This is a genomic window from Salmonella sp. SAL04202 (genome assembly GCF_046550775.1).
In the GTDB taxonomy this organism is placed as follows: domain Bacteria; phylum Pseudomonadota; class Gammaproteobacteria; order Enterobacterales; family Enterobacteriaceae; genus Salmonella; species Salmonella enterica.
Map to the genome: position 1 here is coordinate 496346 of NZ_JBGDXK010000003.1, position 22535 is coordinate 518880.

Here is a 22535-nt window from a genome sequence, read left to right on the forward strand (position 1 = left end):
CGAGATTGAAACACATGAAAAAAACCACATTAGCAATGAGTGCACTGGCTCTGAGTTTAGGTTTGGCATTGTCGCCTCTGTCTGCCACGGCGGCTGAAACGTCCTCTTCAGCAATGACTGCCCAGCAGATGCCAAGCCTGGCACCGATGCTCGAAAAAGTGATGCCATCGGTGGTCAGTATTAATGTAGAAGGTAGCACCACGGTGAATACGCCGCGTATGCCGCGTAATTTCCAGCAGTTCTTTGGCGATGACTCCCCGTTCTGCCAGGACGGTTCTCCGTTCCAGAATTCTCCGTTCTGCCAGGGCGGCGGTAGCGGCGGCAACGGCGGTCAACAACAGAAATTCATGGCGCTGGGCTCTGGCGTAATTATTGACGCCGCGAAGGGCTACGTCGTCACCAACAACCACGTGGTTGATAACGCCAGCGTGATTAAAGTACAGCTTAGCGATGGGCGTAAATTCGATGCTAAAGTGGTGGGCAAAGATCCGCGTTCTGATATCGCGCTGATTCAAATTCAGAATCCGAAGAACCTGACGGCGATTAAGCTGGCGGACTCCGACGCGCTGCGCGTGGGGGATTATACCGTCGCTATTGGTAACCCGTTTGGTCTGGGCGAAACGGTGACGTCAGGTATCGTTTCGGCGCTGGGGCGTAGCGGCCTGAACGTAGAAAATTACGAGAACTTTATTCAGACCGACGCCGCGATTAACCGCGGTAACTCCGGCGGCGCGCTGGTGAACCTGAACGGTGAGCTGATCGGTATTAACACCGCGATTCTGGCGCCGGACGGCGGCAACATCGGTATTGGCTTCGCTATCCCCAGTAACATGGTGAAAAACCTGACGTCGCAGATGGTGGAATACGGCCAGGTGAAACGCGGCGAACTGGGGATCATGGGGACTGAGCTGAATTCCGAATTGGCGAAAGCGATGAAAGTCGATGCCCAGCGTGGCGCGTTCGTCAGCCAGGTGATGCCGAATTCGTCCGCGGCGAAAGCGGGTATCAAAGCCGGGGATGTCATTACCTCGCTGAACGGTAAACCGATCAGCAGTTTTGCGGCGCTGCGCGCTCAGGTCGGCACTATGCCGGTCGGCAGCAAAATCAGCCTCGGTCTGCTGCGTGAAGGTAAAGCGATTACGGTTAATCTGGAATTGCAGCAGAGCAGCCAGAGTCAGGTTGATTCCAGCACCATCTTCAGCGGGATTGAAGGCGCTGAAATGAGCAATAAAGGCCAGGATAAAGGCGTTGTGGTGAGCAGCGTGAAAGCGAATTCACCCGCCGCGCAAATTGGCCTCAAAAAAGGCGATGTGATTATCGGCGCTAACCAGCAGCCGGTGAAAAATATCGCCGAGCTGCGTAAGATTCTCGACAGCAAGCCGTCGGTTCTGGCGCTGAATATTCAGCGTGGTGATAGTTCTATTTATTTGCTGATGCAGTAATCACCTTTGTCCCCCTTCCGCCATGGAAGGGGGCAACCCTTTTCTGTGAAACCCCCCACAACTCCATACTTATTTGCACCGTTTTGTGCATTTGCACAATGTCGAGACCTGTCATCTTCCTTATGCTTGTGCTCTGCTCACAGGAGGGATTTATGGCTGGCTGGCATCTTGATACCAAAATGGCGCAGGATATCGTGGCGCGCACTATGCGCATCATCGATACCAATATCAACGTAATGGATGCCCGCGGGCGCATTATCGGCAGCGGCGATCGGGAACGTATTGGTGAATTGCACGAAGGCGCGCTGTTAGTGCTGTCGCAGGGCCGGGTTGTGGATATCGACGACGCCGTGGCGCGACACCTGCACGGGGTGCGTCAGGGGATTAATCTTCCCTTACGCCTTGAGGGCGAAATTGTCGGCGTGATCGGCCTCACCGGCGAACCAGAGCACCTGCGTAAATATGGTGAACTGGTGTGTATGACTGCCGAAATGATGCTGGAGCAGTCGCGGTTAATGCACCTTTTGGCGCAGGATAGCCGTTTGCGCGAAGAGCTGGTGATGAACCTGATTCAGGCCGAAGAAAATACGCCGGCGCTGGTGGAATGGGCGCAGCGTTTGGGGATCGATTTGAACCAGCCGCGTGTGGCGGCGGTGGTGGAAGTCGACAGCGGCCAGCTTGGCGTCGATAGCGCAATGGCGGAACTTCAGCAGTTGCAGAATGCGCTTACCACGCCGGAGCGTAACAACCTGATAGCCATTGTTTCTCTCACCGAGATGGTGGTGCTCAAACCCGCCTTAAACTCGTTTGGTCGCTGGGATGCTGAAGATCATCGTAAGCGCGTAGAGCAGCTTATCTCGCGAATGAAAGAGAATGGTCAGCTACGTTTTCGCGTGGCGCTGGGCAATTACTTTACCGGGCCGGGCAGTATTGCACGCTCATACCGCACGGCGCGCACCACGATGATGGTCGGCAAACAGCGGATGCCAGAGAGCCGCAGCTATTTTTATCAGGATTTGATGCTGCCGGTTCTGTTAGATAGCCTGCGTGGCGGCTGGCAGGCCAATGAGCTGGCGCGCCCGCTGGTAAAACTCAAAGCGATGGATAACAACGGGTTATTACGTCGGACGCTGACGGCGTGGTTTCGCCATAATGTCCAGCCGCTGGCGACCTCTAAGGCGCTGTTTATTCATCGTAACACGCTGGAATATCGGCTAAATCGTATTTCGGAACTGACCGGGCTGGATTTGGGAAATTTTGACGATCGGCTGTTGCTGTATGTGGCGCTACAACTGGATGAACAGCGTTAAGCCCGGCGGCGCTACGCTTATCAGGCCTACGGGGATATATCTGTAGGCCGGATAAGGCGTAACACGTCGCCATCCGGCAACACACAACTTACTTACGGGTAAGCTTGTCCAGATCGGCTTCGATTTCACTGATCTTATTCGCGACGACGCTTTCCAGATGGCGCAAGTCGTCGAGGATCTTACGTTTGAGATCGAGTTCTGAGCGGTCGCGCTGGCAGATTTGGTCCAGCTCGTCAATCACATAGCGTAGATTAGGGCTAATCTCCTGTACTTCTTTATAACCCTGACCGATGCCATCGGCCACCACCGTTTTACGCTGGCGTGGATACTTAAACTTCACGCTTTTAGCAAAGAATTCACCTCTATCCTTTTGAAAATAGATTTTCAGGATATCGTTATTGGCTTCTTGCCGCAGGCTGTAACGATCGATTTCCTCAGGATTGGTAATGCCCAGACTTTTTAGATTGTCATACATAGCGGTATCCTTCATCACACTATAACTTTTGAATAATTAACGAAAAATTGGTTTTTCGCCACCAGTGTATACAAAAAAAGCGCGGTTGATCGCAGAAGACGTCTCGGCAACGTCATGAGCAAAAGGGCGGCGGTTATTGATAGCTTAAGTAATTCAACGCGATATTCCGTTTATAGAGAAAGCGTTTGAGGTCAGTGTGGGAAATTGACCGGAGGTAGTGGTCGATAACCTTGAGAGGCGGAGTCTATGTCCGGAACGTATAATGCTACTATTCGCCGGGTGGTGGTTTCCGCCTGGATAGGAAACTCCATTGAATATTATGATTTTCTATTATACGGCCTGGCAAGCGCGCTGGTATTTGGCCCGCTTTTTTTCCCTGGCGCCAGCCCATTGACTGCAACGTTATCTTCTTTTGCCAGTTTCGGCGTGGGATTTATCTCCCGGCCGCTGGGCGCGCTATTTTTTGGCAACAGGGGAGATACGCTTGGGCGTAAAAACACGTTATTAATCACGTTAGGGGGGATGGGCGCGGTCACGTTTCTCATCGGTTGCCTGCCTTCTTACGCCAGTATTGGCGCGCTGGCGCCGGCTTTACTGGTTATTCTGCGTTTTCTACAGGGATTTATGGTTGGAGGCGAATGGGGGGGCGCCATGTTGATGGTCGTGGAATATGCTGCTGGAAAGCACCGGGGGCGGTTAAGCGCGCTATCGCAAACAGGAGGACTCACGGGACAATTATTGGCGACAGGCGTATTTATAGTCGTGACCCAATTACCGAAGGAGGCGTTGTTATCGTGGGGATGGCGTATTCCTTTTCTGCTCAGTGCGCTTTTGGTGTTGCCTGGATTATATATGCGTCATCGTCTGGATGAGACGCCTGTCTTCCGTGCGTTTAAAAAGCAGCAGGCCATTAATCATAGGCAGCAAAGAGAAGAAAGGCCGGTGGTCAAAGTAGTACGAGAACAATGGCGCAGCATTTTGCTGATTATAATTCTGCGTTTTGCGGAAAGCGTTCCCTTTTTTCTTGCTACCGTCTTCGCGGTTTCCTGGGCGACGACGCAGCTTGGGATTGCCAGCCTGACTATTCTGTACATTGTAATGTTCACCTGTCTGCTGGCGTATCCCATGCACGTGCTATTTGGCATTATGTCGGATCGGCGTGGCTGCCGTCAGGTGTATATTTTCGGCGCGCTTTTTGTCGCGGCAATGGCTTTTCCCTTTTTCTGGCTGCTGGAAAGCCGTTCGCTCATACTGATGACAATGGGCTACGTTCTGCTTATTAACATTGGTCATAATTCACTGAATGCCGTGCAACCTTCTTTTTTCGCCGGACTGTTTCATCCGCCTGTACGCTACAGCGGTTCATCAATTGGCGCTCAGTTGGGGGCGGTTGTGGCAGGGGGATTCACGCCGTTTATCGCTAAAGCGTTAAGCGCAGTCTATGATAACAGTTGGACGTTGGTTGCCGGTTATGTCGTTTTGACTGCGCTGGCTTCGGCGTTTGCGGCAAAGATTGCGCCGGAAACCGTGTTACCGCATTCGCCGTAATGCAAAGGGGGGCTGTCGCCCCCACTTTTCACTCGCTTAATCAATAGTGCGCAATAATTCGTTAATGCCCACTTTACCACGCGTTTTGGCGTCGACTTTTTTCACGATCACCGCGCAGTACAAACTGTACTTGCCGTCTTTTGACGGCAGGTTGCCGGAAACGACCACGGAGCCCGCCGGTACGCGGCCATAGTGAACTTCACCGGTTTCGCGATCGTAGATTTTGGTGCTCTGGCCGAGGTATACCCCCATGGAAATGACGGAACCTTCTTCGACAATGACGCCTTCCACGACTTCAGAACGCGCGCCAATAAAGCAGTTGTCTTCAATGATGGTCGGGTTAGCCTGCAACGGCTCCAGTACGCCGCCGATACCTACGCCGCCGGAAAGGTGAACATTTTTACCAATCTGCGCGCAGGAACCCACCGTCGCCCAGGTGTCAACCATGGTGCCTTCGTCAACGTAGGCGCCGATGTTAACGTAAGACGGCATCAACACGGTGTTGCGGGCGATAAATGCGCCCTGACGAACGGCCGCAGGCGGAACGACGCGGAAGCCTTCTTTCTGAAAACGCGCTTCGTCGTAATCAGCGAATTTCATCGGGACTTTATCGAAGTAGCGGCTTTCCGCACCGTCGATAACCTGGTTATCGTTAATACGGAAAGAGAGCAGAACCGCTTTCTTCAACCACTGGTGAGTGACCCACTGACCGTCGATTTTTTCTGCGACACGCAGCGCGCCGGAATCAAGTAGAGAAATGACCTGGTTTACCGCCTCTCGGGTCACGGTATCTACATTAGCCGGCGTAATATCGGCGCGGCGCTCAAAAGCGGTCTCAATAACGTTCTGTAGCTGCTGCATTGTTAAACTCTTTCATATAAATAAACACACTACCCTTTATCGTTTGGATTGAGGGCCGCTGTCAACCGTTGTTGCACCTCAAGTTGCAGCACATTATTAAGTGCGCGCCGATCCGCTGTGGCGATTATGAATAAATCTTCTACTCGTTCACCAATGGTTGTAATTCGGGCGCCATGAAGCGAAATTCCCAGATCGGCAAAAATTTGTCCGACCCTGGCCAGCAGACCAGGTTGATCGAGCGCGATCAATTCCATGAATGATTTTCTGTCGGTATGGGTGGGCAGAAAATTGACTTCCGTTTCGACCGTAAAGTGCCGTAACTTTGCCGGTTGCCGACGCGGCTGCGGCGGCTGCCAGCTACGCTGCGTAATGGTTTGTTCAAGACCGGTGCGAATAACGTCATGGCGATCCGCCGCCAGCGGGCTGCCGTCTGGTTCCAGAACGATAAACGTATCCATTGCCATGCCGTCGCGAGTGGTAAAGATCTGCGCGTCATGGACGCTTAAATTACGCCTGTCCAGCTCGGCGCAGACGGCGGCAAACAGATAGGGTCTGTCCGGACTCCAGATAAAAATTTCGGTTCCACCGCGCGTGGCCTGCGGACTGAGCAACACTAACGGTTGGCGCAGATCGTGCTGCAATAAATGGCGTGCGTGCCAGGCGAGCTGATTTGGACTATGACGAACAAAATAGTTAGCGCGACAGCGGGTCCAGATTTTGTGCAGCGCGGCTTCATCAATATTGTCCATTCGCAGCAGCGCCAGCGCCTGAAGCTGATGGTGACGCACGCGCTCACGCATATCCGGCGTATTTTGCATTCCACGCCTGAGCTGTTTTTCAGTGGCGAAGTACAGCTCGCGCAGCAGGCTCTGTTTCCAGCTATTCCACAAGGTTTCGTTGGTCGCGCAGATGTCCGCGACGGTCAGGCAGACCAGAAAACGCAGCCGTGTTTCGGTTTGCACCTCTTCGGCAAACTGCTTGATGACTTCCGGATCCTGGATGTCGCGGCGCTGGGCGGTGACTGACATTAGCAGGTGTTGGCGCACCAGCCACGCGACCAGTTGCGTTTCGCGTGAGTTCAAACCGTGCAGTTCGGCGAAGGTGAGTACATCCTGCGCGCCCAGTACGGAATGGTCGCCGCCGCGTCCTTTCGCAATATCGTGGAACAGCGCGGCGATCAGGATCAGTTCCGGATGGGGAAGCCGCGGCCAGAGATCGACGCATAGCGGATGGCGCTGGCGCGTCTCTTCTTTCGCAAAGCTCTCCAGTTTGAGCATTACGCGGATGGTGTGTTCATCCACCGTGTATGCGTGGAACAGGTCAAACTGCATTTGTCCGACGATGTGCGACCACTGCGGCATATAAGCCCACAGTACGCTGTGGCGATGCATGGGCAGCAGGCCGCGGCTGACCGCGCCGGGATGGCGCAGCATACTAAGAAACAGAGTGCGTGCCTCCGGGATGTAACATAGCGGTTGGCTCAGGTGGCGGCGGGCGTGGCGCAAGTGGCGTAATGTCGTAGAGTAAATGCCGGTGATCGCGCTATTGCGCACCATCATATAAAACATGCGCAGGATCGCTTGCGGTTCGCGGATAAACAGCGTGTCGTCACGCAGATCAATAAGCGTGCCGCGCAGTTGAAACTCATCGTCAACAGGACGTGGTTTTTCATCCGCAGGCAGCGCCAGAATCGCCTCGTCAAATAGCTGAAGCAGCATCTGATTGAGTTCGCTCACCCGGCGCGTAACCCGGAAGTAGTCTTTCATCATCCGCTCAACCGGATCATTGCCCTCGCCGCTGTAGTTAAGGCGTTGAGCAACGCTTAACTGGCGGTCGAACAGCAGGCGGTTATCGTAGCGGCTGACCACCAGATGTAGCGCAAAGCGAATGCGCCACAGGATATGCAGGCACTCGTTGAGCTCCGCGCGCTCAGCCGGGGTTAAAAAGCCGAATCCCACCATCTCATCGAGCGAGGTAGCGCCGAAGTGACGTCGGGCGACCCACTGTAACGTATGGATATCGCGCAGGCCGCCGGGGCTGCTTTTAATATCCGGCTCCAGATTATAGCTGGTACCGTGATAGCGCTGGTGGCGCTGGTTCTGCTCTTCTACTTTGGCGGCGTAAAATTTGTCGGACGGCCAAAAACCTTCGCTGAAAATATGTTTTTGTAGTGCCAGAAACAGAGCGACATCACCGATCAGCAGGCGCGTTTCGATGAGGTTTGTCGCAACGGTTAAATCAGACAGACCTTCCAGCAGACACTCTTCCAGCGTACGTACGCTATGCCCGACATCCAGCTTGACGTCCCAAAGTAAAGTCAGCAGCTCGCCGACCTTTTGCGCCTGTTCATCAGGCAGCTTTTTGCGGCTTAAAATGAGCAGATCAATATCGGAAAGCGGATGCAGTTCGCCGCGTCCATAGCCGCCGACGGCGACCAGCGCCAGATCGGCAATCTGACCGAAACCGGCCTCAATCCACAGGCGTTGCAATAACTGGTCGATAAATTCGGTTCGGGCTTCAATAAGCTGTTCAGCACAAATGCCGCTGTCAAATGCCTCTCCCAGCCAGTGTTGAAAGATGTCGATGCGGGCTTTGATACCGGCGACGGTCAGTTCAGCGCGCGGCCAGACGCCAGGGTTTTGCGGCTGGTCAGGGAGGGTGGGGAGTGCGGTATTCGCGTGCTGTTCAGGAAGAGTATTCATATGCGCCACCCATTAAAAAGCCGGATGGTGGCGTGAACGCCTTATCCGGCCTACGTATTTACTCTTCATCCTTCAAGTTGCTTCTACGTTGGCTGCGCTCGTTCACTCCAGTCACGTACTTATGTACGCTCCTGAAGATTCACTCTCTTGCCGCCTTGAGGCAACTCGAATGATTTTGAGTAAAGGTGTAATTTGTAGGCCTGATAAGATGCGAAGGCATCGCCATCAGGCAAAACATTATTCGTCGTGTGTGATGATCGCCGGGATGGTGTCATCTTTACGCAGCGTCAGAATTTCACAGCCGTTTTCCGTTACCACAATAGTATGCTCGTACTGAGCAGACAAGCTGCGGTCTTTGGTTTTTACCGTCCAGCCGTCTTTCATGGTGCGGATACGGTAATCCCCGGCGTTCAGCATCGGTTCAATGGTAAAGGTCATGCCAGGCTGCAACACGACGCCGCCATCGTCTGCATCATAATGCAGCACCTGCGGTTCTTCATGGAAGCCGCGACCAATACCGTGTCCGCAGTATTCACGTACCACGGAGAAACCTTCGCCTTCGGCATATTTCTGGATGGCGGCGCCAATGGTGCGCAGGCGGATGCCCGGTTTCACCATTTTGATGCCCAGATACAGGCTCTCTTGCGTGACGCGGCACAGACGCTCGCCCAGAATGGTCGGTTTGCCGACGATAAACATCTTCGAGGTATCGCCGTGGAATTCATCTTTAATCACGGTCACGTCGATGTTGACGATATCACCATCTTTCAGATGTTTAGCGTCATCCGGAATGCCGTGGCACACCACTTCATTAATAGAGATACAGACGGATTTCGGATAGCCGTGGTAGCCGAGGCAGGCGGAGATCGCGTGTTGTTCGTTAACGATGTAATCGTTACAGATACGGTCCAGTTCGCCGGTGGTGACGCCCGGTTTGATATACGGTTCGATCATTTCCAGCACTTCGGCTGCCAGACGGCCCGCGACGCGCATTTTTTCGATGTCTTCAGATGTCTTGATAGAGATAGCCATGGATAGTGTCCAGCAGTGTCGATTATTTCGGCAATAATTGTGTAAGTGCTGACAATGGTATCAGTCAGGGGTGTCCCCTGCCAAATTGAGAATCATTCTGAACTTCGCCTTTCGTGCCACAGGTGCGTTGGCGACATTTTTTCACCCCAGTCACTTACTGGCCGTAAGCTCTCGGGGATGCAAAAATTTGCCGCCTGCTTGTAACACGAAATTCATCGTTCAATTCAGCACTGAGTGCCAACAATTATTGGTGTCGGTGGCGTATTTGTGGTATAAAGCGCGCCGGACTTCCGATCCATTCGAAGACTACACACGATGGACGGGAGCGACAAATCTCACTTTGTGTAACAACACACACGTATCGGCACATATTCCGGGGTGCCCTTTGGGGTCGGTAATATGGGATACGTGGAGGCATAACCCCAACTTAATCTATAGAGGTTTTAAATCATGGCAACTGTTTCCATGCGCGACATGCTCAAGGCTGGTGTTCACTTTGGTCACCAGACCCGTTACTGGAACCCGAAAATGAAGCCTTTCATCTTCGGCGCGCGTAACAAAGTTCACATCATCAACCTTGAGAAAACTGTACCGATGTTCAACGAAGCTCTGGCTGAACTGAACAAGATCTCTGCTCGTAAAGGTAAAATCCTTTTCGTTGGTACTAAACGCGCTGCAAGCGAAGCGGTGAAAGAAGCTGCTAACAGCTGCGACCAGTTCTTCGTGAACCATCGCTGGCTGGGCGGTATGCTGACTAACTGGAAAACAGTTCGTCAGTCCATCAAACGTCTGAAAGACCTGGAAACTCAGTCTCAGGACGGTACTTTCGAAAAGCTGACCAAGAAAGAAGCGCTGATGCGTACTCGTGAGCTTGAGAAACTGGAAAACAGCCTGGGCGGTATCAAAGACATGGGCGGTCTGCCGGACGCTCTGTTCGTTATCGATGCTGACCACGAGCACATTGCTATCAAAGAAGCGAACAACCTGGGTATCCCGGTATTTGCTATCGTTGATACCAACTCTGATCCGGACGGCGTTGACTTCGTTATCCCGGGTAACGATGACGCAATCCGTGCTGTTAGCCTGTACCTGGGCGCTGTCGCTGCAACCGTTCGTGAAGGCCGTTCTCAGGATCTGGCTTCCCAGGCGGAAGAAAGCTTCGTAGAAGCCGAGTAATAAGGCTTGATAACTCCCTAAAATAGTTCGAGTTGCAGGAAGGCGGCAAGCTCGAGAATTCCCGGGAGCTTACATCAGTAAGTGACCGGGATGAGCGAGTGAAGGCAACGCGCCTGCGGCTCGAAATATGAAGGGGAGAGCCCTTATAGACCAGGTAGTATCACGTTTGGTTAGGGGGCCTGTATATGGCCCCCTTTTTCACTTTTATATCTGTGCGGTTTGATGCCGGGCAGATCAAATCTTTCGAGGATTTTAGAATGGCTGAAATTACCGCATCCCTGGTAAAAGAGCTGCGTGAGCGTACCGGCGCAGGCATGATGGATTGCAAAAAAGCGCTGACTGAAGCGAATGGCGACATTGAGCTGGCAATCGAAAACATGCGTAAGTCCGGCGCTATCAAAGCGGCGAAAAAAGCAGGCAACGTGGCTGCTGACGGCGTAATCAAAACCAAAATCGACGGCAACGTCGCTTTCATTCTGGAAGTTAACTGCCAGACTGACTTCGTGGCTAAAGATGCTGGCTTCCAGGCATTTGCTGACAAAGTGCTGGACGCCGCTGTTGCTGGCAAAATCACTGACGTAGAAGTCCTGAAAGCGCAGTTCGAAGAAGAGCGTGTTGCTCTGGTAGCGAAAATCGGCGAGAACATCAACATTCGTCGCGTCGCTTCCCTGGAAGGCGACGTTCTGGGTTCTTACCAGCACGGTGCGCGCATCGGCGTTCTGGTTGCCGCTAAAGGCGCTGACGAAGAGCTGGTTAAGCAGCTGGCGATGCACGTTGCGGCAAGCAAGCCGGAATTCGTTAAGCCGGAAGACGTGTCTGCTGACGTGGTAGAGAAAGAGTACCAGGTACAGCTGGACATCGCGATGCAGTCCGGTAAGCCGAAAGAAATCGCAGAGAAAATGGTTGAAGGCCGCATGAAGAAATTCACCGGCGAAGTTTCTCTGACTGGTCAGCCTTTCGTCATGGAACCGAGCAAATCTGTTGGCCAACTGCTGAAAGAGCACAACGCTGACGTGACTGGCTTCATCCGCTTTGAAGTGGGCGAAGGCATTGAGAAAGTCGAGACTGACTTTGCAGCAGAAGTTGCTGCGATGTCTAAGCAGTCCTGATTTTCCTGAGGAGCCGCCTGAGGGCGGCTTCTTTTTGCGCCTCTCTTGTAAAATCAGCCGACGCCTGGCGTCTGCGCTGAAATGCGACGTACAATGTCGCCGGAATTAACTCATATCAATCGTTGACAGTCTCAGGAAAGAAACATGGCTACCAATGCAAAACCCGTCTATAAACGCATTCTGCTTAAATTAAGCGGCGAAGCTCTGCAGGGTACGGAAGGCTTCGGTATTGATGCAAGCATACTGGATCGTATGGCTCAGGAGATCAAAGAACTGGTTGAACTGGGTATTCAGGTTGGTGTGGTGATTGGCGGTGGTAACCTGTTCCGTGGCGCGGGTCTGGCAAAAGCGGGGATGAACCGCGTTGTGGGCGACCACATGGGCATGTTGGCCACCGTCATGAACGGCCTGGCAATGCGTGATGCGCTTCACCGCGCCTATGTGAACGCCCGCCTGATGTCGGCAATTCCTTTAAACGGCGTGTGCGACAACTACAGTTGGGCCGAGGCGATTAGCCTGCTGCGTAATAACCGTGTTGTGATTCTGTCTGCAGGTACGGGTAACCCGTTCTTCACTACCGACTCTGCGGCCTGTCTGCGCGGGATCGAAATTGAAGCGGATGTCGTACTGAAAGCGACCAAAGTGGATGGCGTATTCACTGCCGATCCGGCAAAAGATCCTTCCGCGACCATGTACGATCAGCTGACCTACAGCGAAGTGCTGGATAAAGAGCTGAAAGTGATGGATCTGGCGGCGTTCACGCTGGCTCGTGACCACAAACTGCCGATTCGTGTTTTCAACATGAACAAACCAGGCGCGCTGCGTCGTGTGGTGATGGGCGAAAAAGAAGGGACGTTAATCACGGAATAATTCCCGTGAGCGCCAAATACGGGTAAGATTCTGTTCTATTGACGGGTCTTATTACCTGGCAGAAATTAAACGAGACTATACTTAGCACATCTTTGTATTGTGTGACCGTCTGGTCTGACTGAGACTAGTTTTCAAGGATTCGTAACGTGATTAGCGATATCAGAAAAGATGCTGAAGTACGCATGGAAAAATGCGTTGAAGCGTTCAAAACCCAAATCAGCAAAGTGCGCACGGGTCGTGCTTCTCCCAGCCTGCTGGATGGTATTGTCGTAGAATACTATGGCACTCCGACCCCGCTGCGCCAGTTGGCAAGCGTAACGGTAGAAGACTCCCGTACCTTAAAAATTAACGTGTTTGACCGTTCTATGGGGCCAGCCGTTGAAAAAGCGATCATGGCGTCAGACCTCGGTTTGAATCCAAGCTCTGCGGGCACCGACATTCGCGTTCCGCTGCCGCCGCTGACCGAAGAACGTCGTAAAGATCTGACGAAAATTGTCCGTGGCGAAGCGGAGCAGGCGCGTGTCGCCGTTCGTAACGTCCGCCGTGATGCGAACGATAAAGTAAAAGCTCTGCTGAAAGATAAAGCGATCAGTGAAGATGACGATCGTCGCTCTCAGGAAGAAGTACAGAAAATGACCGACGCGGCAATTAAGAAAGTTGATGCGGCGTTGGCAGATAAAGAAGCAGAACTGATGCAGTTCTGATTGATCTGTACGCAGATATAAACTCATTCCACCGCTAAACCTGGCGGATGAGTGGTGTACAAAGCGCCGCGCAGAAGACATTATCAGGTCTCCTGTGCGGCGTTTTGCTTTTTATTCCGTTTCAACACTTCTGGACGTTTCATGAAGCAATTAACCATTCTGGGCTCGACCGGCTCTATTGGTTGCAGCACACTGGACGTGGTGCGCCATAATCCTGATAGCTTCCGCGTTATCGCGCTGGTGGCGGGTAAAAATGTCGCCCGCATGGCGGAGCAGTGCCTGGAGTTCTCGCCGCGTTATGCCGTGATGGACGATACGTCGAGCGCAGAACAGCTCAAAATAATGCTTCAGCAGCATGGCAGCCGCACCGAGGTTCTGAGCGGTCAGCAGGCTGCCTGTGAGATGGCGGCGCTTGATGAGGTCGGGCATGTGATGGCGGCCATTGTGGGCGCGGCTGGTTTACTGCCGACCCTGGCGGCGATTCGCGCAGGGAAGACGATTCTGCTGGCGAATAAAGAATCGCTGGTGACCTGCGGGCGGCTGTTTATGGACGAAGTAAAACGCAGCAACGCCCGGCTTTTACCCGTCGATAGCGAACATAACGCGATTTTTCAGAGTTTGCCGCAATCTATTCAGCATAATCTGGGATACGCTGACCTTGAGCAAAATGGCGTAACGTCGATTTTGCTTACCGGGTCTGGTGGCCCGTTTCGTGAAACGCCAATGTGCGATCTGGCAGCGATGACGCCGGATCAGGCATGTCGTCATCCGAACTGGTCGATGGGGCGAAAAATCTCCGTCGACTCCGCCACCATGATGAATAAAGGTCTGGAATACATTGAAGCGCGTTGGTTATTTAATGCCAGCGCACGTCAGATGGAAGTGTTGATCCATCCGCAATCGGTCATTCATTCGATGGTGCGTTATCAGGACGGCAGCGTCCTGGCGCAGCTTGGAGAACCTGACATGCGTACGCCTATTGCGCATACGATGGCATGGCCGAATCGCGTCACGTCCGGCGCGCAGCCGCTTGATTTTTGCAAACTCAGCGCGCTGACGTTTAGCGCGCCAGATTATCAGCGTTATCCGTGCCTGAAGCTGGCGATGGAGGCGTTTGAGCAAGGTCAGGCGGCAACGACGGCGCTCAATGCGGCAAACGAAATCACCGTTGCCGCGTTTCTGGCGCAACAGATTCGTTTTACCGATATCGCCGGGCTCAATTTAGCGGTGCTGGAGAGGATGGATTTACAGGAACCGGCAAGCGTTGAGGACGTATTGCAGGTTGACGCCATCGCGCGTGAAGTAGCCAGAAAACAAGTGATACGGCTCTCACGCTGACGATTATCCCGCGACAGAAGATCGTGCTATTTGTTAGCGTTGGGCTTCGGTGATATAGTCTGCGCCACCTGATCGCAGGTTTTTGGCTTTTTTCGGTCAGGTTAGCCGTGGTTTTACACGGCTTTTTTGTGGATACACAAAATCATTCAGGACGCATCGGGACGGCAGGCGAGTACGTTCCCGGCGTGCGCAGACAGCGCACGACAGGGGCGATGACGCGCGGTCATCCGCGAAGCGAACCGAAGAGAATGTGTATAAAGGCTTCAGTATTCCTGAGTACCGCTAAATCCTTTCAGGGACAAAAAACGCGTTATGTTGTCTGCAACTCAACCAGTAAGCGAAAATTTGCCAGCGCATGGCTGCCGTCATGTTGCAATAATTATGGATGGCAATGGTCGCTGGGCGAAAAAGCAAGGGAAGATCCGGGCCTTTGGGCATAAAGCCGGGGCGAAGTCCGTCCGGCGAGCGGTCTCTTTTGCTGCCAATAACGGTATTGATGCGTTAACGCTGTATGCCTTTAGTAGTGAAAACTGGAACCGACCGGCGCAGGAAGTGAGCGCGTTAATGGAGCTGTTTGTGTGGGCGCTGGATAGCGAAGTCAAAAGCCTGCACCGCCATAACGTTCGCCTGCGTATTATCGGCGATATCAGCCGATTCAACTCACGTTTACAAGAACGTATTCGCAAATCAGAAGCGCTTACCGCCCATAATACGGGGCTAACGCTGAATATCGCTGCGAATTACGGCGGACGTTGGGATATTGTCCAGGGAGTCCGACAACTGGCGGAACAGGTGCAGGCTGGAGTGCTGCGCCCCGATCAGATTGATGAAGAGAGACTAGGCCAGCAAATCTGTATGCATGAGCTGGCGCCTGTGGATTTAGTAATTAGGACTGGGGGAGAGCATCGCATTAGTAACTTTTTGCTTTGGCAAATTGCCTATGCCGAACTTTACTTTACGGATGTTCTTTGGCCCGATTTCGATGAACAAGACTTTGAAGGTGCGCTGCATGCCTTTGCTAATCGAGAGCGTCGTTTCGGCGGTACCGAGCCTGGTGATGACAAAGCCTGATGGGGGTTGCTTTTGCTGAAGTATCGCCTGATTTCTGCTTTTGTGTTAATACCCGCGGTCATCGCTGCGCTTTTTTTATTGCCGCCGGTGGGGTTCGCTATTATTACGCTGGTTGTCTGTATGCTGGCCGCGTGGGAATGGGGACAGTTAAGCGGTTTCGCCGCGCGTTCACAGCGGGTTTGGCTGGCGGTGCTGTGTGGTCTGTTATTGGCGCTGATGCTATTTTTGTTGCCTGAGTATCATCACAACATTCGTCAACCGCTGGTTGAGATGTCGCTTTGGGCATCGTTAGGATGGTGGGTTGTCGCGCTACTGCTGGTGCTATTTTATCCCGGTTCGGCGGCAATCTGGCGCAACTCAAAAACATTGCGTCTCATTTTCGGTTTGTTAACTATTGTGCCATTTTTCTGGGGAATGCTGGCGCTGCGCGCCTGGCACTATGACGAGAATCATTACAGTGGCGCAATATGGCTACTCTATGTCATGATCCTGGTCTGGGGAGCGGACTCTGGCGCGTATATGTTTGGTAAATTGTTTGGCAAACATAAGCTGGCGCCGAAGGTTTCCCCGGGTAAAACCTGGCAAGGGTTTATCGGCGGGCTTGCTACGGCTGCCGTGATCTCATGGGGTTACGGTATGTGGGCGAATCTGAATGTTGCGCCTGTTATCTTGCTGATTTGCTCTGTGGTGGCGGCTCTGGCTTCTGTACTGGGCGACCTCACTGAGAGTATGTTTAAGCGCGAAGCAGGAATTAAGGATAGCGGCCACTTGATTCCAGGCCATGGCGGCATTCTGGACCGAATTGACAGCCTGACGGCTGCCGTACCGGTCTTTGCTTGCCTGTTGTTACTGGTGTTCAGGACGCTCTAACGGAAGGTTTTATGCTGAGTATTCTCTGGAATCTGGCTGCATTCATCATCGCACTGGGCGTGCTGATCACTGTGCATGAATTTGGTCATTTCTGGGTTGCCCGGCGCTGCGGTGTGCGAGTTGAGCGCTTTTCCATCGGTTTTGGCAAAGCGCTCTGGCGTCGTACCGATCGGTACGGCACCGAGTATGTCATCGCCCTGATCCCGCTGGGCGGCTACGTCAAAATGCTGGATGAACGCGCCGAACCGGTAGCGCCGGAATTGCGTCGTCACGCCTTCAATAACAAAACGGTGGGCCAGCGCGCCGCAATTATTGCCGCAGGTCCGGTTGCGAACTTCATTTTTGCTATCTTTGCTTACTGGCTGGTCTTTATCATCGGCGTCCCTGGCGTTCGTCCGGTCATTGGCGAAATAACGCCCAACTCGATTGCTGCGCAGGCGCAAATTGCGCCTGGTACGGAACTTAAAGCCGTTGATGGTATCGAAACCCCTGATTGGGATGCCGTGCGTTTACAACTGGTGTCCAAAATTGGCGATCAGCAGACGACGGTGAGCGTCGCGCCGTTTGGTAGCGACCAGCGGCAGGACAAAACGCTTGATTTACGTCACTGGGCATTTGAGCCTGATAAGCAAGATCCTGTATCTTCTTTAGGGATTCGGCCCCGCGGGCCACAGATTGAACCGGTACTGTCAGAAGTGCAGGCGAATTCCGCAGCCAGTAAAGCGGGTTTGCAAGCAGGCGACAGGATCGTTAAAGTCGATGGTCAGCCGTTAACGCAGTGGATGAAATTCGTGACGTTTGTACGCGATAATCCCGGTAAGCCGTTAGCGTTAGAGATTGAAAGGCAGGGGAGCGCCTTGTCGTTGACGTTAACGCCGGATACGAAATCGGTTAACGGAAAGGCGGAAGGGTTTGCAGGCGTGGTGCCTAAAATTATTCCTCTGCCGGAAGAGTACAAGACTATACGCCAGTATGGGCCTTTTAGCGCCATCCTCGAAGCCACGGATAAGACGTGGCAGTTGATGAAGCTGACGGTCAGTATGCTGGGTAAATTGATAACCGGTGATGTGAAACTGAACAACCTCAGTGGGCCGATTTCTATCGCTCAGGGGGCTGGGATGTCAGCGGAGTTCGGGGTGATTTATTACCTGATGTTCCTTGCGCTAATCAGCGTGAACTTAGGGATAATTAACCTGTTTCCGCTGCCCGTTCTTGACGGGGGTCATCTGCTGTTCTTGGCGATTGAAAAGCTTAAGGGCGGGCCGGTATCCGAGCGGGTTCAAGACTTTAGTTATCGCATTGGCTCGATTTTGCTGGTGTTGTTAATGGGGCTTGCACTTTTCAATGATTTCTCTCGGTTGTAAGAGAGTTAGTTAGGAAGAACGCATAATAACGATGGCGATGAAAAAGTTGCTCATAGCGTCGCTGCTGTTCAGCAGCGCCACCGTATACGGTGCTGAAGGGTTCGTAGTGAAGGACATTCATTTCGAAGGCCTGCAGCGAGTCGCCGTTGGTGCGGCTCTCCTCAGTATGCCGGTGCGCACAGGCGACACGGTTAATGATGAAGATATCAGTAACACCATTCGCGCTCTGTTCGCCACCGGCAACTTTGAGGACGTCCGCGTCCTGCGCGATGGTAATACCCTTCTGGTTCAGGTAAAAGAACGTCCGACCATTGCCAGCATCACTTTCTCCGGGAACAAGTCGGTGAAAGATGACATGCTCAAGCAAAACCTCGAAGCGTCTGGCGTACGTGTTGGCGAGTCTCTGGATCGCACCACGCTGTCTGATATCGAAAAAGGTCTGGAAGACTTTTACTATAGCGTAGGTAAATACAGCGCCAGCGTTAAGGCGGTCGTCACGCCGCTGCCGCGCAACCGTGTTGATCTTAAACTGGTGTTCCAGGAGGGCGTATCGGCGAAGATCCAACAGATCAACATCGTCGGTAACCATGCCTTTAGCACCGAAGAACTCATTTCTCATTTCCAGTTGCGTGACGAAGTGCCGTGGTGGAACGTCGTCGGCGATCGTAAATACCAGAAACAGAAGCTGGCGGGCGACCTTGAAACCTTGCGCAGCTACTATCTGGATCGCGGCTACGCGCGTTTCAATATTGACTCCACGCAAGTGAGTCTGACGCCGGATAAGAAAGGGATCTACATCACCGTCAATATCACCGAAGGCGATCAGTACAAGCTTTCCGGGGTTCAGGTGAGCGGTAACCTGGCCGGACATTCCGCTGAAATTGAGAAACTGACGAAAATTGAACCGGGCGAGCTCTATAACGGCACCAAAGTGACCAAAATGGAAGATGACATCAAAAAGCTTCTGGGTCGCTATGGTTACGCCTATCCGCGCGTGCAGTCACAGCCTGAAATTAACGATGCTGACAAAACCGTAAAACTGCGCGTAAACGTCGATGCGGGCAACCGTTTCTACGTGCGTAAGATCCGCTTTGAAGGCAACGACACCTCAAAAGATTCCGTTCTGCGCCGTGAAATGCGCCAGATGGAAGGGGCGTGGCTGGGCAGCGACCTGGTTGACCAGGGGAAAGAGCGTCTGAACCGTCTCGGCTTCTTTGAAACCGTCGACACCGACACGCAGCGCGTTCCGGGTAGCCCGGATCAGGTTGATGTGGTGTACAAGGTAAAAGAGCGCAACACCGGTAGCTTTAACTTCGGTATCGGTTACGGTACAGAAAGCGGCGTTAGCTTCCAGGCCGGCGTTCAGCAGGACAACTGGTTAGGTACCGGTTATTCCGTGGGGATTAACGGTACCAAAAACGACTACCAGACCTACAGCGAACTGTCCGTTACTAACCCATACTTTACCGTTGACGGCGTGAGCCTCGGTGGTCGTATCTTCTATAACGACTTCCAGGCGGACGATGCAGACCTGTCCGACTATACCAACAAGAGCTACGGTACGGACGTGACGCTTGGCTTCCCCATCAACGAGTACAACACGTTGCGTGCTGGTTTAGGGTATGTGCATAACTCCCTGTCCAATATGGAACCGCAGGTTGCAATGTGGCGTTATCTGGCATCAATGGGTCAGTATCCGAGTACTAATGATCAGGATAATAGTTTTAGCACTGATGACTTCACCTTTAACTACGGCTGGACCTACAACAAACTAGACCGTGGTTACTTCCCGACGGAAGGTACGCGTATCAACCTGACGGGTAAGGTGACGATTCCGGGATCGGATAACGAATACTATAAAGCGACGTTGGATACCGCGACCTATGTACCGATCGATAACGATCATAAGTGGGTCATTCTGGGCCGTACCCGCTTTGGTTATGGCGATGGTTTAGGCGGTAAAGAAATGCCGTTCTATGAGAACTTCTATGCCGGTGGTTCCAGTACCGTTCGTGGCTTCCAGTCCAATACCATTGGTCCTAAGGCGGTCTATTATCCCTATAACCCTAAAAATTACGATGCTGATGAAGACTACGATTGCGCGACGCAGGACGGCGCAAAAGATATGTGTAAGTCGGATGATGCGGTAGGGGGGAACGCGATGGCGGTCGCCAGCCTGGAATTTATCACGCCGACGCCGTTTATCAGCGAGAAATATGCTAATTCGGTCCGTACTTCTTTCTTCTGGGATATGGGGACCGTCTGGGATACTAACTGGGATTCCAGCCAGTATTCTGGTTATCCGGACTACAGCGATCCGAGCAACATCCGTATGTCCGCGGGTATCGCATTACAATGGATGTCCCCATTGGGGCCGTTGGTCTTCTCCTACGCCCAGCCGTTTAAAAAGTACGATGGAGACAAAGCCGAGCAGTTCCAGTTTAACATTGGTAAAACCTGGTAATTGTTCACTGCAAAGGAATGCATTGGTAGTGTAGCGATGACTTTTGGCGATGCCCCCAGGGATCGCCAGGCCACGCAAAGAGCTGTACCTTCGGGTGCAAATGGGATGGTAAGGAGTTTATTGTGAAAAAGTGGTTATTAGCTGCAGGTCTTGGTTTGGCGATGGTAACGTCCGCACAGGCTGCTGACAAAATTGCAATCGTCAACATGGGTAATCTGTTCCAACAGGTTGCGCAGAAGACGGGTGTATCCAATACACTGGAAAACGAATTTAAAGGCCGTGCGGCTGAACTGCAAAAAATGGAAACCGATCTGCAATCTAAAATGCAGCGTCTGCAATCCATGAAAGCAGGTAGCGATCGTACTAAGCTGGAAAAAGACGTGATGTCTCAGCGCCAGACTTTCGCACAAAAAGCGCAGGCTTTTGAGAAAGATCGCGCTCGTCGTTCCAACGAAGAACGCAACAAACTGGTGACTCGTATCCAGACTGCGGTGAAAAAAGTGGCTAACGACCAGAGTATCGATCTGGTGGTAGACGCAAACACCGTTGCTTACAACAGCAGCGATGTGAAAGACATCACCGCTGACGTACTGAAACAGGTTAAATAAGTAATGCCTTCAATTCGACTGGCTGACTTAGCAGAACAGTTGGATGCAGAATTACACGGTGATGGCGATATCGTCATCACCGGCGTTGCGTCCATGCAATCTGCAACAACAGGCCACATTACGTTTATGGTAAATCCTAAGTACCGTGAACACTTAGGTTTGTGCCAGGCTTCTGCGGTTGTCATGACGCAGGACGATCTTCCTTTTGCCAAGAGCGCGGCGCTGGTAGTTAAAAATCCCTACCTGGCCTACGCGCGCATGGCGCAAATTTTAGATACTACGCCGCAGCCCGCGCAGAATATCGCGCCAAGCGCCGTGATTGATGCGACGGCAACGCTGGGTAGCAATGTTTCAGTCGGCGCGAATGCGGTGATTGAATCTGGCGTACAACTGGGCGATAACGTGGTTATCGGCGCAGGCTGTTTCGTCGGAAAAAATAGCAAAATCGGGGCGGGTTCACGCTTGTGGGCGAACGTAACGATTTACCACGACATTCAGATCGGTGAGAATTGCCTGATCCAGTCCAGTACGGTGATCGGCGCGGACGGTTTTGGCTACGCTAACGATCGTGGCAACTGGGTGAAGATCCCACAACTGGGCCGGGTCATTATTGGCGATCGTGTCGAGATCGGCGCTTGTACCACCATTGACCGTGGCGCGTTGGATGATACTGTTATTGGCAATGGCGTGATTATTGATAATCAGTGCCAGATTGCACATAACGTCGTGATTGGCGACAATACGGCAGTTGCCGGTGGCGTCATTATGGCGGGTAGCCTGAAGATTGGCCGTTACTGCATGATTGGCGGCGCCAGCGTGATCAATGGGCATATGGAAATATGCGACAAAGTCACGGTAACTGGCATGGGTATGGTGATGCGTCCCATCACGGAACCGGGCGTCTACTCCTCAGGCATTCCGCTGCAACCCAACAAAGTATGGCGTAAAACTGCTGCACTGGTGATGAACATTGATGATATGAGCAAGCGTCTCAAAGCGATTGAGCGCAAGGTTAATCAACAAGACTAACGTTCTGCCTTGTAGTTGCCATTCTTTTCCGGCCTGTCACATTCATACGATTGCGGCAGGCCGTGTTATTATTGCCTTTTTGTATATTTGGACAGGAAGAGTATTTTGACTACTAACACTCATACTCTGCAGATTGAAGAGATTTTAGAGCTTCTGCCGCACCGTTTTCCGTTTTTACTGGTCGATCGCGTGCTGGACTTTGAAGAAGGTCGTTTTCTGCGTGCGGTGAAAAATGTCTCCGTCAACGAGCCGTTTTTCCAGGGACACTTCCCGGGCAAACCGATTTTGCCAGGCGTGCTGATTCTGGAAGCGATGGCGCAGGCAACCGGTATTCTGGCGTTTAAAAGCGTTGGTAAACTGGAACCTGGCGAACTGTATTATTTCGCGGGTATTGATGAAGCGCGCTTTAAGCGTCCGGTGGTGCCAGGCGATCAGATGATCATGGAAGTCACTTTCGAGAAAACGCGCCGTGGCCTGACCCGCTTTAAAGGGGTTGCGCTGGTCGACGGTAAAGTCGTGTGCGAAGCAACCATGATGTGTGCTCGTAGCCGGGAGGCCTGAT

19 protein-coding genes are annotated in these 22535 nt (G+C 52.6%); 15 read left to right on the plus strand and 4 right to left on the minus strand.

What is annotated here, in order from left to right; genetic code table 11:
* The first annotated feature begins 14 nt into the window (after positions 1-14).
* Positions 15-1442 (plus strand): serine endoprotease DegP, encoded by a 1428-nt coding sequence (gene degP / locus ACLJQJ_RS16080; protein ID WP_000753961.1) that lies wholly within the window; start codon positions 15-17, stop codon positions 1440-1442.
* A 152-nt stretch (positions 1443-1594) separates the two neighbouring features.
* On the plus strand, positions 1595-2752 hold the full coding sequence (cdaR, locus tag ACLJQJ_RS16085) for a DNA-binding transcriptional regulator CdaR (protein ID WP_000929420.1): 1158 nt from the start codon (positions 1595-1597) through the stop codon (positions 2750-2752).
* 88 nt (positions 2753-2840) lie between these two features.
* On the opposite strand, the gene ACLJQJ_RS16090 is transcribed toward cdaR, so the two are convergent.
* A complete protein-coding gene (locus ACLJQJ_RS16090) occupies positions 2841-3227 on the minus strand; it encodes a DUF3461 family protein (RefSeq protein WP_000272193.1) in 387 nt (128 codons plus the stop codon).
* A 246-nt stretch (positions 3228-3473) separates the two neighbouring features.
* On the opposite strand from ACLJQJ_RS16090, the gene ACLJQJ_RS16095 reads away from it, so the two are divergent.
* Positions 3474-4775, plus strand: coding sequence for an MFS transporter (locus tag ACLJQJ_RS16095; RefSeq protein ID WP_000017192.1), 1302 nt, complete (start codon positions 3474-3476; stop codon positions 4773-4775).
* 36 nt (positions 4776-4811) lie between these two features.
* Here ACLJQJ_RS16095 and dapD read toward each other — a convergent pair whose 3' ends face one another.
* The 3 genes from dapD to map form a co-directional block, all read right to left on the minus strand.
* The gene (gene dapD / locus ACLJQJ_RS16100; RefSeq protein WP_001186673.1) at positions 4812-5636 is read right to left on the minus strand and encodes a 2,3,4,5-tetrahydropyridine-2,6-dicarboxylate N-succinyltransferase; all 825 of its coding nucleotides are present in this window, start codon (positions 5634-5636) and stop codon (positions 4812-4814) included.
* A gap of 29 nt (positions 5637-5665) precedes the next feature.
* Positions 5666-8338 (minus strand): bifunctional uridylyltransferase/uridylyl-removing protein GlnD, encoded by a 2673-nt coding sequence (glnD, locus tag ACLJQJ_RS16105; protein ID WP_001094519.1) that lies wholly within the window; start codon positions 8336-8338, stop codon positions 5666-5668.
* A 237-nt stretch (positions 8339-8575) separates the two neighbouring features.
* Positions 8576-9370 carry a type I methionyl aminopeptidase gene (gene map, locus ACLJQJ_RS16110; RefSeq protein ID WP_001018214.1) on the minus strand — a complete coding sequence of 265 codons (795 nt, stop codon included), beginning with the start codon at positions 9368-9370 and terminating at the stop codon, positions 8576-8578.
* Between the two features lie 450 nt (positions 9371-9820).
* Here map and rpsB point away from each other — a divergent pair, with 450 nt between their 5' ends.
* From rpsB to fabZ, 12 genes are all read left to right on the plus strand, one after another.
* Positions 9821-10546 (plus strand): 30S ribosomal protein S2, encoded by a 726-nt coding sequence (rpsB, locus tag ACLJQJ_RS16115; protein ID WP_000246886.1) that lies wholly within the window; start codon positions 9821-9823, stop codon positions 10544-10546.
* A gap of 257 nt (positions 10547-10803) precedes the next feature.
* Positions 10804-11655 carry a translation elongation factor Ts gene (gene tsf / locus ACLJQJ_RS16120; protein ID WP_000808106.1) on the plus strand — a complete coding sequence of 284 codons (852 nt, stop codon included), beginning with the start codon at positions 10804-10806 and terminating at the stop codon, positions 11653-11655.
* A 144-nt stretch (positions 11656-11799) separates the two neighbouring features.
* Positions 11800-12525: a UMP kinase gene (gene pyrH / locus ACLJQJ_RS16125; protein WP_000224567.1), complete on the plus strand. Its 726-nt coding sequence runs from the start codon at positions 11800-11802 to the stop codon at positions 12523-12525.
* Positions 12526-12671: 146 nt separating this feature from the next.
* A complete protein-coding gene (frr, locus tag ACLJQJ_RS16130) occupies positions 12672-13229 on the plus strand; it encodes a ribosome recycling factor (protein WP_000622423.1) in 558 nt (185 codons plus the stop codon).
* Positions 13230-13370: 141 nt separating this feature from the next.
* Positions 13371-14567 carry a 1-deoxy-D-xylulose-5-phosphate reductoisomerase gene (ispC, locus tag ACLJQJ_RS16135; protein WP_000811905.1) on the plus strand — a complete coding sequence of 399 codons (1197 nt, stop codon included), beginning with the start codon at positions 13371-13373 and terminating at the stop codon, positions 14565-14567.
* A 312-nt stretch (positions 14568-14879) separates the two neighbouring features.
* The gene (ispU, locus tag ACLJQJ_RS16140; RefSeq protein WP_000947413.1) at positions 14880-15638 is read left to right on the plus strand and encodes a (2E,6E)-farnesyl-diphosphate-specific ditrans,polycis-undecaprenyl-diphosphate synthase; all 759 of its coding nucleotides are present in this window, start codon (positions 14880-14882) and stop codon (positions 15636-15638) included.
* 12 nt (positions 15639-15650) lie between these two features.
* On the plus strand, positions 15651-16508 hold the full coding sequence (gene cdsA / locus ACLJQJ_RS16145) for a phosphatidate cytidylyltransferase (RefSeq protein WP_000922422.1): 858 nt from the start codon (positions 15651-15653) through the stop codon (positions 16506-16508).
* An 11-nt stretch (positions 16509-16519) separates the two neighbouring features.
* Positions 16520-17872 (plus strand): sigma E protease regulator RseP, encoded by a 1353-nt coding sequence (gene rseP / locus ACLJQJ_RS16150; RefSeq protein WP_000949017.1) that lies wholly within the window; start codon positions 16520-16522, stop codon positions 17870-17872.
* A 31-nt stretch (positions 17873-17903) separates the two neighbouring features.
* Entirely contained in the window at positions 17904-20336 is a 2433-nt protein-coding gene (gene bamA / locus ACLJQJ_RS16155; protein ID WP_001240931.1) for an outer membrane protein assembly factor BamA, read from the plus strand.
* 122 nt (positions 20337-20458) lie between these two features.
* Positions 20459-20944 (plus strand): molecular chaperone Skp, encoded by a 486-nt coding sequence (gene skp, locus ACLJQJ_RS16160; protein WP_000758966.1) that lies wholly within the window; start codon positions 20459-20461, stop codon positions 20942-20944.
* Between the two features lie 3 nt (positions 20945-20947).
* The gene (gene lpxD, locus ACLJQJ_RS16165; protein ID WP_023202553.1) at positions 20948-21973 is read left to right on the plus strand and encodes a UDP-3-O-(3-hydroxymyristoyl)glucosamine N-acyltransferase; all 1026 of its coding nucleotides are present in this window, start codon (positions 20948-20950) and stop codon (positions 21971-21973) included.
* Between the two features lie 105 nt (positions 21974-22078).
* Positions 22079-22534, plus strand: coding sequence for a 3-hydroxyacyl-ACP dehydratase FabZ (fabZ, locus tag ACLJQJ_RS16170; RefSeq protein ID WP_000210741.1), 456 nt, complete (start codon positions 22079-22081; stop codon positions 22532-22534).
* Position 22535 lies beyond the last annotated feature (1 nt).